This window comes from Micromonospora sp. RTBAU3-60 (genome assembly GCF_054963695.1).
In genome coordinates, this window is record NZ_JBUEGB010000111.1 from 1 (window position 1) to 13,407 (window position 13,407).

General features: G+C 70.1%; 14 protein-coding genes. 13 read left to right on the forward strand and 1 reads right to left on the reverse strand.

The genetic code is table 11. The features are described from left to right. The 13 genes from ACY34I_RS38545 to ACY34I_RS38605 form a co-directional block, all read left to right on the forward strand. Positions 1 to 703: ATP-binding cassette domain-containing protein (locus tag ACY34I_RS38545; protein WP_462760178.1), on the forward strand; the 703-nt coding region annotated here is incomplete at its 5' end. Beyond that, the gene (locus ACY34I_RS38550) at positions 703 to 1,818 is read left to right on the forward strand and encodes an ABC transporter permease (RefSeq protein WP_462760180.1); all 1,116 of its coding nucleotides are present in this window, start codon (positions 703 to 705) and stop codon (positions 1,816 to 1,818) included. The genes ACY34I_RS38545 and ACY34I_RS38550, both read left to right, overlap by 1 nt. A 1-nt stretch (position 1,819) precedes the next feature. Further along, the gene (locus ACY34I_RS38555) at positions 1,820 to 2,920 is read left to right on the forward strand and encodes an ABC transporter permease (protein WP_462760182.1); all 1,101 of its coding nucleotides are present in this window, start codon (positions 1,820 to 1,822) and stop codon (positions 2,918 to 2,920) included. Between the two features lie 2 nt (positions 2,921 to 2,922). Then, entirely contained in the window at positions 2,923 to 3,825 is a 903-nt protein-coding gene (locus tag ACY34I_RS38560) for an amidohydrolase family protein (RefSeq protein ID WP_462760184.1), read from the forward strand. Between the two features lie 19 nt (positions 3,826 to 3,844). Next, on the forward strand, positions 3,845 to 4,597 hold the full coding sequence (locus ACY34I_RS38565; RefSeq protein WP_462760186.1) for a cupin domain-containing protein: 753 nt from the start codon (positions 3,845 to 3,847) through the stop codon (positions 4,595 to 4,597). Positions 4,598 to 4,610: 13 nt separating this feature from the next. Further along, complete coding sequence (locus ACY34I_RS38570; protein ID WP_462760188.1) at positions 4,611 to 5,138, forward strand: YbhB/YbcL family Raf kinase inhibitor-like protein; 528 nt, start codon at positions 4,611 to 4,613, stop codon at positions 5,136 to 5,138. 51 nt (positions 5,139 to 5,189) lie between these two features. Further along, a complete protein-coding gene (locus ACY34I_RS38575; RefSeq protein WP_462760190.1) occupies positions 5,190 to 6,362 on the forward strand; it encodes an FAD-dependent oxidoreductase in 1,173 nt (390 codons plus the stop codon). Then, positions 6,359 to 7,270 carry an MBL fold metallo-hydrolase gene (locus ACY34I_RS38580; RefSeq protein WP_462760192.1) on the forward strand — a complete coding sequence of 304 codons (912 nt, stop codon included), beginning with the start codon at positions 6,359 to 6,361 and terminating at the stop codon, positions 7,268 to 7,270. The genes ACY34I_RS38575 and ACY34I_RS38580 overlap by 4 nt, the downstream gene beginning before the upstream one ends. A gap of 27 nt (positions 7,271 to 7,297) precedes the next feature. Beyond that, positions 7,298 to 7,678: a carboxymuconolactone decarboxylase family protein gene (locus ACY34I_RS38585; RefSeq protein ID WP_462760194.1), complete on the forward strand. Its 381-nt coding sequence runs from the start codon at positions 7,298 to 7,300 to the stop codon at positions 7,676 to 7,678. A 5-nt stretch (positions 7,679 to 7,683) separates the two neighbouring features. Then, on the forward strand, positions 7,684 to 8,562 hold the full coding sequence (locus tag ACY34I_RS38590) for an NAD(P)-dependent oxidoreductase (RefSeq protein WP_462760204.1): 879 nt from the start codon (positions 7,684 to 7,686) through the stop codon (positions 8,560 to 8,562). Further along, the gene (locus tag ACY34I_RS38595) at positions 8,559 to 9,992 is read left to right on the forward strand and encodes an aldehyde dehydrogenase family protein (protein WP_462760196.1); all 1,434 of its coding nucleotides are present in this window, start codon (positions 8,559 to 8,561) and stop codon (positions 9,990 to 9,992) included. The genes ACY34I_RS38590 and ACY34I_RS38595 overlap by 4 nt, the downstream gene beginning before the upstream one ends. Before the next feature lie 132 nt (positions 9,993 to 10,124). Then, positions 10,125 to 11,636 carry an aldehyde dehydrogenase family protein gene (locus tag ACY34I_RS38600; protein WP_462760198.1) on the forward strand — a complete coding sequence of 504 codons (1,512 nt, stop codon included), beginning with the start codon at positions 10,125 to 10,127 and terminating at the stop codon, positions 11,634 to 11,636. Then, a complete protein-coding gene (locus ACY34I_RS38605) occupies positions 11,633 to 13,162 on the forward strand; it encodes a GMC family oxidoreductase (RefSeq protein ID WP_462760200.1) in 1,530 nt (509 codons plus the stop codon). The genes ACY34I_RS38600 and ACY34I_RS38605 overlap by 4 nt, the downstream gene beginning before the upstream one ends. A 36-nt stretch (positions 13,163 to 13,198) precedes the next feature. On the opposite strand, the gene ACY34I_RS38610 is transcribed toward ACY34I_RS38605, so the two are convergent. Continuing rightward, the coding region (locus ACY34I_RS38610; RefSeq protein WP_462760202.1) for a hypothetical protein at positions 13,199 to 13,407 on the reverse strand (209 nt) is incomplete at its 5' end.

A 13,407-nucleotide genomic window follows, 5' to 3' on the forward strand; every position in this document is an offset into this window, starting at 1 on the left:
GGCGCTCCAGGGCGTCCACCTTGAGGTGCGCCGAGGCGAGATCCTCGGGATCGCCGGGGTCGCCGGTAGCGGTCAGTCCGAGCTCGTCGAGGTGCTCATGGGCATCCGGGCACCGCTCTCGGGCACCATCGAGTTGGCGGGGCGGCCATTCACTCACCGGTCGCCGCGCGGGTTCTTCCGAGCCGGCGGAGCGGTGATTCCGGAGGACCGGCACCACGCGGCGATCGTCCCCGGGATGACCCTCTGGGAGAACATCACCCTACGGTCGCTGCGCTCCGCGCCGCTGAACAGGCGAGGATTGCTCGACATCCGGGCGGCGTCCGCCGAGGCGCGCCGGCTGATGAACGAGTTCGACGTACGCGCCGACAGCGAGAACCTGCCGATCGGGCGACTCTCCGGCGGAAACCAGCAGAAGGCCGTCCTCGCCCGGGAACTCTCGGGGAATCCGGCTCTGCTGATCGCCGCACAGCCCGTGCGCGGTCTCGACGTACGGGCGGCGGACTTCGTCTACCGGAGCCTCGTCGCGCACCGCGAACGCGGCGGTGCCGTGCTGCTGATCTCCATGGACCTCGACGAGGTCATCTCGATGTCCGACCGGATCGCGGTGCTGGCTCACGGGCGCATCCGGGGCGTCGTCGACGCCGCGAAGACCACCCGCGCCAGCCTCGGCACCCTCATGACGTCGTCCGGAGAGGCCCTGTGATGCTGTCGAAAGACCTGATCATGCGGCTGCTCGTGCAGGTGGGAGTGGCCTTGGCGGCACTGGCCGTCGGCGCGCTCCTGCTGGTGGCGATCGGGGTGGCCCCGCCCGACGCGCTCCGCGCCTTCTGGAGCGGCACATTCGGAACGCCGACCAACGCCGGTACGACGCTCACCTACGCTGTGCCGCTGCTCCTGGTCGCGCTCGGCTGGATCCTGACCACCCGGGCCGGACGCCTGCACGTCGGCTTTCCCGGTCAGATCCTCGCCGGCGGATCCCTGGCCACGGCGGTCGGGCTGCAGTGCGGTAGCCTGCCCGGCCCGGTCGCGGTGCTGCTCACCGCCGTCGCCGGCATCGTCGGCGGCGCCCTCTGGGCGGGCCTGACCGCCTGGCTGTGGGCCTCGCGCGGGGTACTCGAGATCGTCTCGTCGCTCCTGCTCAACCTGGTCGCGATCCAGGTCGCGGACTGGTTGGTCCGAGGGCCGCTGCAGGGCTCCCTGGACGGTCAACCGCAGTCGGCGAACTTCCCGGCCGCCGCACTGTGGCCGAGCGTCGAGTCGATTCCCGGCCGCACCCTCTCGTACGACCTGGTGCTCCTCCCGGTGTGCGCGATCGCTGTGGTGCTGCTGCTGTCCCGCACCGCGTTCGGCTTCCGCCTGCGGGTGGCCGGCGGCAACCAGGAGGCCGCTCGGTGGTCCGGCATCGATCCGGTCCGCGAAGGGGCCGCCGCCATCGTGATCTCCGGTGGGTTCGCCGGTCTCGCGGGCGCCGCACTGCTCTTCGCCGGTTCCGCGCCCTGGATGAGTGACGGATTCGAAGCCGGCGTCGGCTTCAACGGCATCGCGGTGGCGCTGCTGGCGCGCAACTCACCAGTCGGCGCGGTCGCCACCGCCGTCGTGTTCTCCGCGCTGAACGTCGGTGGGACCGCCATGCAGGCCCAGTTGGACGTACCGTCCTCGCTGGCCTCGGTCCTCCAGGGCGCCGTCATCGTGCTGGTTCTGGTGGCGGCCCTCGTCCTGCGGGCCCGCACGAGGGCGCCGTCCACGGCCAAGCCCGCCCCCGCCCGTCGACCGTCCGGGGTCGTCGTCCCCAGCGGTGCCCGGACCGAGGAGGCCTGAGATGGGGATCTTCGACGTCGCGTTCCTCGTCTCGGTGATCACGATCGCCGCCCCGATCCTGCTCGCCGCCACCGGGGAACTCGTCTCGGAGCGGGCCGGCGTACTGAACGTCGGGCTCGAAGGCGTGCTGCTCGTCGGCGCCTTCGGCGGCTACCTCGTGATGGCCGGCACCGGGAACATCGCGGTCGGTTTCCTCGGCGGCATCGTCGGCGGCCTGCTCTTCGGGGCGCTGATGGGCGTGCTCGCGATCGAGACCAAGGTCGACCAGATCGTCTCCGGCATCGCGCTGACCCTGCTCGGCTACGGCCTGACGGCGTTCCTCAACGACGACATCTTCACCAAGCCACACGCCTTCGACCCACTGCCCCGACTCGCGATCCCGCTGCTCTCGGACGTGCCCGTCCTCGGGCCCACCCTGTTCACCCAGGACGCCTTCATCTACGCCACGGCCGTCATCGTCGTCCTCGTGGCCCTGGCACTGACTCGGACGACCTGGGGCATCAACCTGAAGGCGACCGGTGAAAGCCCGGTATCCGTCGACGCCGCCGGCGTCAGCGTCCGCGGGCTGCGCTGGGCCGGCGTCCTCTTCTCAGGGGCCTGCGCCGGAGCGGCGGGAGCGTACATCTCCATCGGCGACGTCGGGGTCTTCCGCGAGGCCATGACCGGCGGGCGCGGCTATCTGGCGATCGCCGCCGTCCTGTTCGGAGGCTGGCGGCTGAGCGGACTGGGCCTCGCCGTCGCGATCTTCGCGGTCACCGATGCCACCCAGTTGCGGCTGCAGGCTGTCGGCGACATCCCTCGTGAGGTATGGGTCGCCGCCGCCCTGCTCATCCTGGTGGCTCTCGGCACCCGGCGCGTCCGGCGTGCGGCGGCCACCTCCCGCCTCGACCGGCGGCGGGCCAGCGCATCCGAGCTTGCCGGCCTGGCCGTGGTCGCGCTGCTGGTCGTGCTCGCCCTTGTCCGACCGGCCGTGGCGTTGCCGGTGTCCCTGTGGCTCGCCATGCCGTACGTGCTGGCGCTCGTCGCCCTCGCCGCCGAGGGCAAACGGCGGCACAAGGCACCGGAGGCGCTCGCCGTTCCCTATCTGCGAAGTGAGGTCTGACTTTGATCACCGACGTGCACACGCACTTCTGGACCCGGGAGCACCAGCGCTCTCCCTGGACGGACGGGCTGGGACGGGTCTCGAAGACGCTGGCCTCCGACGAGATCGACCTGGTCACAGTGGAGTCCTACCGCAGGGGCGTCGCGCCCGCCGAGCGGACGATCGTCTTCGGACTCCAGGCGCAGGCCTCCGGGATCATGGTCCCCAACGATGCCGTCGCCGCATTCGTACGAGAAGTCGGCGGTCAGACCGTCGGCTTCATGTCGGTCGACCCGACCCGCCACGACGCGGTCGACGAAGTGGAGCGCTGCCACGCGGAACTTGGGCTGGTCGGCATCAAGATGGGGCCGATCTACCAGGGAACCTCGCCGCTGCACCCCATGACGATGCGGGTCTTCAAGACCGCGGAGCGGCTCGGCCTGCCCGTGATGATCCACCAAGGCGCGATCTTCGCGAACGCCGGCCGACTGCCCGACGCCAACCCGCTGCTGCTCGACGACGTGGCGTGCACCTTTCCCGAACTGCGGATCGTGGTCGCACACATGGGCCACCCGTGGATCTACGAGACCGTCGTCGTGATGCGCCGGCACCCCAACGTTTTTGCCGACACATCCGCGATCGCGAGCCGTCCGACGGTGCTGGCGAACGCCTTCTCGGCCGCCAAGGAGTACGGCGTCCTCTCCAAGGTGCTCTTCGGTAGCGACTCCCCGATGGTGGCCGCGGCCAGCGCCGCCGCCGCCCTCGAACGGGTCGTCGCCCGGATGCGGCAGATCGCGCACACGCCGATCACCGACGAGGAACTACACGGGATCCTGCACCGCCCCTCGTTCGACCTGCTCGGCATCGAGGCACCCGCGGCGCCCCCGCCGAGTCTGCCGACCGAGCTGGCCCGAACTGCCCGCTGATCGTCCCACGGAGAAAACCATGACCACGAACCAGACCACGCATCCGTCGGTGTTCCTGGACGCCACGGCCGTACTCGACGGCCCGCTCCCCATCGAGATCTCGATGGAGCCGATCCTGCACGGGGCGCCCTTCGCCTACGAGAGAGTCCTGTACGACGCTGCCGGCACATTCTTCGCCGTCTGGGCGTGCGACGCCGGTGTCTATCCCCGCGTGAAGGACAAGCGGGGCTCGTTCATGTACATCATTTCCGGCGAGGCCACCATCACGGACGAGGACGGCACCGCCCACGAGCTGACCGCCGGCTGCGTGATCGTGCTGCCGTACGGCTGGGTCGGCACCTGGGACATCCGCGAGACCATCCGGAAGGTGTACCTGCACACGACCCCGGTGCCGCCGTACCGGGAGGGTGTGCAGCCGTCCGCCTTCCTAGCCGCGGTCGACGTGCTCGGCGGCGACCTGCGGGTTCCGGTGGCGGCGGGCGGGGCCTCGTGGGCGCCGCCGGTCGCCGAGACCGTCGTGTTCGACGGACCCGACGGCCGGTGCGCCGTCCAGGAGCGCGGACCCGGGGTGTTCCGGCGAGCGGCGGCCGAGGGGGCCTCCTACCTGTACGTCATCTCCGGCCAGGCGACCGTCACCGATGCGGACGGCACCACGCACGAGCTGACCGCCGGCAGCGCCGTCGCCCTGCCGGACGGCTGGGCCGGCACCTGGGACATCCACACCACGATCCGCACAGCCCACGTCGACACCGCACCGATCGCCGACAAGTGATCAGGAGATAAATGTGATCAACGACGACCCCTACGCAGCCGTGACCCCGGCGCCGCCGCTGCGGGTATTCAGCAACGACCTCGTCGACGGCACGGAAATGCCGCTGACCTACCGTGACCCGGACATCGGCGGCACCAACACCTCACCCCACCTGGCCTGGTCGGACTTCCCGGCCGAAACCAAGAGCTTCGCGATCACCTGCTACGACCCGGACGCTCCCACCGGGGTCGGTTTCATGCACTGGGCCGTCGCGAACATTCCCGCCTCCGTGACCTCGCTGCCCGGCGGCGCCGGCGCGCCGGACGGGCCGATGCCGGCGGGATCCCTCACCCTCCCCAACGACCTGCGGATGCGCCAGTACATCGGCCCCAACCCGCCGCCGGGCTCGGGCCGCCACCGCTACGTGTTCATCGTCCACGCGGTCGACGTTCCCGCGCTCGAGATCGATCCCGAGCTGACCCCGGTCGTCCTGGGCTTCAACCTGCACTTTCACACGCTGGCGCGAGGGAGCATGACCGTGTGGGTGGACGCGGCGGGGTGACGGTGACGTGATCGCTCAGCAGCCATCTGTCCGTTTCGTGGAGGCACTGAAATGACAGGAAATCTCTCGGCCGGCCCCACCGGCCGCTCCCGGCGTGCCGAGGTCGCGGGCGCCGGATTCGCCGGTCTCACCATGAGCATTGCGCTCGCCCGGCGCGGCTGGACCGTACGTCTGCACGAGCAGAACGACCAGGTGCGCGACTTCGGCGCCGGCATCCTGCTATGGCGCAACGCGATGCTGGCCCTCGAAGTCATCGGAGTGGCTGGAACAATCCGGGCGAACGGCGTACGTCCCGGCACTTACGACACCAGCCTGAACGGCGAGTCGGTCTCCTCGGAGTTGGCCGGCTACCCCTACTGGGCGATAACCCGGCCGAAGCTGCACGCGCTGCTCGTCTCGGCTGCCCGTGCGGCCGGGGTCGAGATCGTCACCAGTTCCCGGGCGGTCGGCGCCGACCCGGCGGGCGGCCTGCTCCTGGCGGACGGGACCCGGCTGGCGGCCGACCTGGTGATCGGCGCCGACGGCGCCGGCTCGGCGGTACGCAACTCGCTGGGCGAGTTCACCCAGGAACGCAAGAAGTACCAGGACGGCGTCTGCCGGGTCCTGATCCCGCGACCGGCGGAGTTCCAGGGCCCCGAGTGGGACCGGGTTATCGATTTCTGGACCCTGGAGCCGGACCCGATGCGCATCCTGTTCATCCCCACCGGACCCGACACGATCTACATGGGCATGATGGCGACGACCACCAACGAACGCGCCTCGCGAATCCCGATCGACGTCGAGGTCTGGTCGAAACGCTTCCCGCACCTGGCCACGGCCGTGGAGTTGGCGGGCAAGGCCGAGGGCGGCCGGCACGACAGCTACCAGACCAACCGGGTGACACCCTGGTCGACCGGTCGGGTGGTGCTCGTCGGGGATGCCGCCCACGCCATGTGTCCCGCACTCGGGCAGGGCGCCAGCGTCGGCATCGTCAACGCGGTCGAACTCGCCCACACCCTCGATCAGTACGACGAGATCGGCGAGGCGCTCGCCGTGTGGGAGGAGCGCGAGCGGGCCATGACCGACGCCGCCCAGGCCCGCAGCGCCTACATGGCCGAGACCCGCACGCTGGCCAAGGGCAACGGCTTCACCCCCGAGGTCATGGAGACGGCGAACTTCGTACTTCCCGCGGTGACCCCCGAGATCGAGGCGGCCTACCCGGTGCCGGCGGTGAACCGATCATGACGACCGGGCCGCACACGGTCGTCATCGGCGACGCCGAGATCACCCGAATCCAGGAGTACACCGGCCCCAGCCCGGCGACCCCCGGCTTCCTGTTCCCGGACAGCGATCCGGCGTACTGGCGGGACAACGCCGGATGGCTCGACCCGGATTTCTTCGACGCTGGTCGGGGGCAACTCCGCTCGGTGCTGCACACCTGGCTGATCCGCAGCCAAGGGGCGGTGATCCTGCTCGACACCGGCGCCGGAAACGGCAAAGAACGCCCGTACGCCCCGGTCTACGCCCACCACGACACCGCGTACCTCGCGAATCTGGCCACGGCGGGGATCGCCCCGGAGGACGTGGACATCGTCATCAACACCCACCTCCACGTCGACCACGTCGGGTGGAACACCCGCCTGGAGGGCCGCAGCTGGGTTCCCACCTTCCCGAACGCGCGCTATCTCATCACCCAGGAGGACTTCGAGTTCTGGGACCCGGTGAAGAACCCGCGCCCGCCGGCCGACGGCAACCAGAACGTCTTCGAGGACAGCGTCGTCCCGGTACACCGGGCGGGGCTCGTCGAGCTGTGGAGCGGCGAGTACCGGATCGATTCCGATCTGGTGTTGCAGGCCGCCCCCGGGCACACCCCCGGCTCCGCGGTGCTGCGCCTGGAGTCCGGGAACGCCGGTGCGCTCTTCGTCGGCGACATCATCCACTCACCCGTGCAGATAGCAAACCCGGACGTCAACAGCTGCTTCTGCGAAGACCCGGCGCTGGCCCGGGCGTCCCGCCGCCGCCTCCTCGCCGAGGCCGCGGAGCGCTCGTTGCTGGTCTTTCCGGCCCACTTCGGCGGGCACTCCGCCTGTCACGTCGCCGCCGCCGCCGACGTGTTCGTCATCCGGGACTGGGCCGACCTGGCCCGGATCTGAACCATCGCTCGGAAGGAACCCATCACCGTGACTGAGGACTTGTACGAGGCCGGCTTGGCGATGCGCCGTCGGGTGCTCGGCGACGCCCACGTTGACGCGTCGCTGGCTGCCGCCACCGACTTCTCGCTGGATCTGCAGGAGTACGTGACGAAGTACTGCTGGGGCGACATCTGGAACCGCCCCGGGCTCAGCCTGGAGGAGCGCAGCCTGATCAACCTCGCCATGATCACCTCCCTCAACCGGGGCCACGAGTTCAAGGCGCACGTCCGCGGTGCGCTGAACAACGGGGTCTCCCGGGAGAAGATCAAGGAGGTCCTCATGCAGACCGCGTTCTACTGCGGCGGGCCCGCCGCGTTGGAGAGCTTCCGCCTCGCCGCCGAGGTGTTCGCCGCTGTGGACGCCGAGTGACCGCGATGGGGATCGAGCACATCGGGTTCATCGGCCTCGGCAAGATGGGCCGACCGATGGCCGCGCGACTGTACGACGCGGGCTATCGACTCACCGTGGCCGACGCCGCGCCGGACGTCGCCGAGGGATTCGTGACCGACCACCCGAAGGCGGTTACCGCCCACACGGTCGACGCATACCACGCCGTGGACGCCCTGATTCTGATGCTGCCGAACTCGGCGATTGTCGAGGCGGTGCTCGAGGGCGACGCGGTCGCGAGCGCGCTGCGACCCGGCACCCTGGTCGTCGACATGAGCTCCTCTGAGCCGCTGCGCACCCGCGCGTTGGCCGAGCGGCTGGCCGCCCGGGGCCTGCGGATGCTCGACGCTCCCGTCTCCGGCGGGGTACGCGGCGCGGTCGCCGGAACGCTGGCGGTACTGGTCGGCGGGGAGGAGATCGATCTGGCCGAGGTGCGCCCGGCCCTGCAACGGTTGGCCCGGACTGTCATCCCGGTCGGCCCCATCGGGTCCGGGCACGCGGCGAAGGCCCTGAACAACCTGGTCTCGGCCACCACCATCTCGGTGACCGTGGAGGCGCTACGGCTGGGGGAGCGGTTCGGCATCCCGCCGGAAACCATGACCGAGGTGCTCAACAGCTCCTCCGGGCGCTCGAACACCAGCGAGAACAAGGCCGCCCAGTTCATGATCAGCGGCAGCTACGACTCGGGGTTCGCGCTGCACCTGATGGCCAAGGACGTCGGGATCGCCGTGGACCTGGCACGCGAACTCGGCCAGGCCACCGAGGTTGCCGACGGCGTGGCCCGACAATGGCGGCGCATCGCCGGGGAAGTCACGCCGCAGACCGACCACACCGCCATGTACGAGCTGATCGGCGGTGACCGGTGAACGCCCCGCTGCTGCACTGGATCGGCGGCGAGGCCGTCCCGTCAGCCGCCGGGCGCTTCCGCGCCGGCACCAATCCGGCGACCGGCGGCGTCGGGGCGCAGGTCGCGCAGGGCACGGCGGCCGATGTCGACCTCGCTGTGCGGGCGGCCCATGCCGCGGCGCCCGGGTGGCGCCGGATCGCGTCGCTGGAACGCGGCCGGATCCTGGCGGCCATCGGCCGGCGGCTGATCGAGGACCTCGACGTCCTGGCCGAACTGGAGAGCCTCGACACCGGCAAGCCGCTCGCCCTCGCCACAGCCGAGATCCGCGGTGCCGCGGAGTACTTCGAGTTCTACGCGGCACTGGTGAACCTGCCGGCGGGCGACGTGCTCGACATCCGGCCCGACCTGCACGTCTACACGCTGCGCGAACCGTTCGGTGTGGTCGGGGTGATCACGCCGTGGAACCTGCCGCTCAACCAGGCGGCCCGGGCCTGCGCCCCGGGGCTCGCCGCCGGCAACACGATCGTCGCGAAGCCCGCGGAGAGCACCTCGCAGACGACCGTGGCGCTGGCCCGGATCGCCAGCGAGGAAGGGCTGCCGCCGGGGGTGCTCAACGTGGTGCTCGGCCGCGGTGACGAGGTCGGGACCGCGATCGTGCAGCACCCGCTGGTGCGCAAGGTGGCCTTCACCGGTTCGGTACGGGTCGGGCAGGACATCGGACGGATCGCGGCCGACCGAATCCTCCCGCTGACTCTCGAACTCGGCGGCAAGTCGGCCAACGTGGTGTTCGCCGACGCCGATCTCGAATTTGCCGCCGCCGAGGCTGTCCGGGCCTTCACGACCAACGCGGGCCAGGTCTGCTCCTCCGGAACCCGGCTGCTGGTCGAGCGGTCGGTCCAGGAGCAGTTTGTCGCCGCGTTGGTGGCGGCCACCCGGCGGCTGCGCCCCGGCCAGGATGTGGGCCCGATGATCACCCGAGGCCAGTACGACACCGTGCAGCGCTACTTTGCGATCGCCGCCGAGGAGGGCGCCCGAGCCGAACTCGGCGGTGGCGTGGTCACCGATCCCGAGCTCGACGGCGGCTTCTACGTCGAGCCCACGATCTACTCCGGCGTCACCAACGAGATGCGGATCGCCCGGGAGGAGATCTTCGGGCCCATCCTGGTGATCATTCCGTTCGACACCGAGCAGGAGGCCATCGACCTCGCCAACGACTCGGATTTCGGCCTGGTCGGGGGAGTCTTCACCGAGGACATCTCCCGTGCCTTCCGGGTCGCGGAATCGATCGAAGCAGGGCAGGTCTACATCAACTCATGGTCGACCCAATCGGTCCAGATGCCGTTCGGCGGGCACAAGCAGAGCGGCTACGGGCGGGAGAAGGGGATCGAGGCGCTGCACCACTACTCGCACATCAAGAGCATCAGCGTGCGGCTGGCTCCCCGTCGCTGAGAGCGGCACGCCTGCACAGCGGCGGCGCTACACCGGAACTGCTGGAATACCAGCACGGCCGATCCGGTGGCACAGAGGCATGACCACCACGATCTCTATTGGTATGGCAGAACTTTCTCAGGAGGTTGCAGGATGACGAGCGGGCTCCAGACCGCGTCGCCGGTCGAGACCGACATCAGGCTCGCGGAGAAGATGTTCATCGGCGGCGAGTGGGTGGCGGCCGTCAGTGGTCAAACGTTGCCGGTCTATGACCCTGCTGACGGCAGCGTGGTCGTCGAGGTGCCCGCCGGCGACGCGAGTGACGTCGACCGGGCGGTCGCGGCCGCTCGCGCCGCCTTCGCACCAGGCGGCTCGTGGCGGTCGCTCACCCCCCAGGCCCGCGGCAGACTGATCTGGCGGCTGGCCGACCTGATCGAGGAGAACGCCGAGCGGCTCGCGGTGCTCGACTCGATCGACAGCGGAAAGCCGATCAACGAGATGCGGTACTTCGACATACCGTTCTCCGTGGACGTACTGCGCTACTACGCCGGCTGGACCACAAAGATCACCGGCGAGACGATCCCGATCTCCTACCCGGCCAGCCACGGCGGGAGGTTCCACGCCTACACCCTCAAAGAGCCGGTGGGCGTGGTCGCCGCGATCGTGCCGTGGAACCTGCCGCTGCTCATGGCCATCAAGAAGCTCGCGCCCGCCCTCGCCACCGGCTGCACCATCGTGCTCAAGCCGGCCGAGCAGACCCCGATCTCCATCGCGCTACTCGCGCAGCTCACGGCCGAGGCCGGTATCCCGGCCGGCGTGGTGAACTACGTGACCGGGTTCGGTGAGACCGCCGGCGCGGCCCTCGTCGAGCACCCCGGCGTGGACAAGGTGACCTTCACCGGCTCGGTACCCACCGGCAAGGCGATCGTGCGAGCCGCCACCGGCAACCTCAAGCGCGTCTCGCTCGAACTGGGCGGAAAATCCCCCAACATCGTCTTCGCCGACGCCGACCTCGACGCCGTGATCGCCGGAGCGGCCGCCGCCGCCTTCGCCACCCAGGGCGAGAGCTGCATCGCCGGCTCCCGCCTCTATGTGCAGCGCGGAGTGTTCGACGAGGTCGTCCATCGGCTCGCGAAGCACGCCGCCTCGATCACGCTCGGCCGAGGTACCGACCCCACCACCCAGATGGGGCCGTTGATCTCGGCCGAGCACCGCGACAACGTCCTCGGGTACGTCAAGATCGGCGTAAGCGAGGGTGCCGAGGTGGTCACGGGTGGCCGCGCGCCGCAGGGCGAGGCCTATGCCGGCGGCTACTTCGTCGAGCCCACCGTCCTCGTCAACGCCCGCCCGGACGCGCGGATCATGCACGAGGAGATCTTCGGCCCGGTCGTCTCGGTCGTACCGTTTGACACCGAGGAGGAGGTGCTGGCGCTGGCCAACAACACCCGCTTCGGCCTCGGCGCCGGCGTGTGGACCCGAGACGTCTCGCGGGCGCACCGGATGGCTGCCGAGATCGAGTCCGGCCAGGTGTGGGTCAACTGCTACCAGGCGGCCGACTCGGCGCTCCCGTTCGGTGGCACCAAGGAGTCCGGCTGGGGCCGGGAGACCTGCCGGGAGTCGCTGGACGAGTACCTCGAGACCAAGACAGTCGTGGTGTCCCTGTGAGTGCCTCCCGCGTCGGCTACGACTACATAGTGGTAGGAGCTGGTACGGCCGGGTGTGTTCTCGCCGCCCGGCTCAGCGCGGACCCGGCGGTCCGGGTGCTGCTGATCGAGGCGGGCCGGGCCGATCCCAGCGAACGGATCATGGCTACGTCCACCTGGCCGGCGCTGCAGCGGACGGAGGTGGACTGGGCATTTCAGAGCGTTCCGCAGGCCGGCACCGGCAAGGTCCACGACATCCCGCGCGGACGAATCGTCGGCGGCACCGGCAGCATCAACGCGATGGCCTTCCTGCGCGGCGACCGCAGCGACTTCGACACCTGGGCGTATCTCGGCTGTACGGGATGGGACTACGCCTCCGTCCTGCCGTACTTCATGCGGTCCGAGACGTCGGCCCACGGCGACCCGGCGTACCGGGGGCAGACCGGCCCGCTCCGCCCGGCACCGGCCGCGCATCTGCACCCGCTGTCTCGGGCCTACCTGGCCGCCGCGGCCCAGGCTGGCCACCCGGTCGTCGACGATCTGAACGGCGCCGAACTGCGCGGCGCCAGCAGCCACGACCTGCTCATCGTCGACGGGCGGCGGCAGAGCACCGCGACGGCGTACCTCGAACCGGCGCTCGGCCGGGCGAACCTCGACCTGGTGACCGGGGCGTTCGTGGAGCGGGTGGTCATCGACGGTGACCGGTGCCTCGGTGTCGACACGGTCGTCGACGGCGAGCGGCGCCACTACGCGGCAGAGATCGACACCATCCTCTGTGCCGGCGCCATCGGAACCCCACACCTCCTGCTCACCTCGGGAGTCGGCCCCGTTCAGGTCCTGGAGCGCGTCGGCGTCAAGGTGCTCCACGACCTGCCGGGAGTGGGGCAGAACCTCCAAGACCACATCATCCTGGCCGGCCTCACCGTCGAGGCAGACCGCCCGCTCCCACCCGCCAGCGGCAATCTCGGCGAGACGACGCTGCTGCTGGACAGTGAACCCGGGCGGGCGTCGATCGACCTGCAAATCGTGTTCATCCACGTCCCCTTCACCAACCCCTGGCAGTCGGCGCCCGAGCATGGCTACACCTTCGGCATCGGGCACATGCGTCCCGCCAGCCGCGGGGTGCTGGAACTGGCCACCCCCGACCCGGCGGTGCCGCCCCGCATCGACTTCCGCTATCTCGACGAACCCGCCGACACTCAGGCCCTGGTATCCGGTGTCCGGCACGCCCTGCAGCTCAGCGAGATGCCGGCCTTCGACGACTGGAAGGCGAAATCGCACCCGCTCCTGGCCGCCGATGACGCCACGATCGCGGCGTTCGTCCGAGAGGCGGTGCAGTCCTACGGACATGCGGCCGGCTCGTGCCGGATGGGCGTGGACTCACTCGCGGCCGTGGACCCGCAGCTCCGGGTGAAGGGGCTGTCCGGACTGCGGATCGCCGACGCCTCGGTCATGCCGACCATCGTGTCGACAAACACCAACGCGGCGACGGTGATGATCGCCGAGAAGGCCGCAGACCTGGCGCAGGGGGTCACCGCCGCGGTCTGACATGCCGGTTCCTGGCCGCGCCGGGGGGAACGGCCGTTACGCGTCGGCCGTGCCCGCGTTGCCGACGTGCACGTTACCGATGGCGTCCATTCGGCCCCAGCGTCCCGGAATGTCAAGCAGTTCGATGCGACCGAACCTGGCGGGCAGCACCGGATCCACTATCAGGTCGTCTTCGTACGGCTCGAGGCCGAGCATGGTCCGCAGCAGCAGGAACGGCGTTCCGGTGGACCCGGCCTGTGGGCTGG

What these genes read in the sequence shown, in the direction of transcription:
- ACY34I_RS38600 (WP_462760198.1), top strand. Translation starts at nt 10,125, where the DNA reads ATGACGAGCGGGCTCCAGACCGCGTCGCCGGTCGAGACCGACATCAGG.
- ACY34I_RS38550 (WP_462760180.1), top strand. Translation starts at nt 703, where the DNA reads ATGCTGTCGAAAGACCTGATCATGCGGCTGCTCGTGCAGGTGGGAGTG.
- ACY34I_RS38555 (WP_462760182.1), top strand. Translation starts at nt 1,820, where the DNA reads ATGGGGATCTTCGACGTCGCGTTCCTCGTCTCGGTGATCACGATCGCC.
- ACY34I_RS38580 (WP_462760192.1), top strand. Translation starts at nt 6,359, where the DNA reads ATGACGACCGGGCCGCACACGGTCGTCATCGGCGACGCCGAGATCACC.
- ACY34I_RS38565 (WP_462760186.1), top strand. Translation starts at nt 3,845, where the DNA reads ATGACCACGAACCAGACCACGCATCCGTCGGTGTTCCTGGACGCCACG.
- ACY34I_RS38590 (WP_462760204.1), top strand. Translation starts at nt 7,684, where the DNA reads ATGGGGATCGAGCACATCGGGTTCATCGGCCTCGGCAAGATGGGCCGA.
- ACY34I_RS38575 (WP_462760190.1), top strand. Translation starts at nt 5,190, where the DNA reads ATGACAGGAAATCTCTCGGCCGGCCCCACCGGCCGCTCCCGGCGTGCC.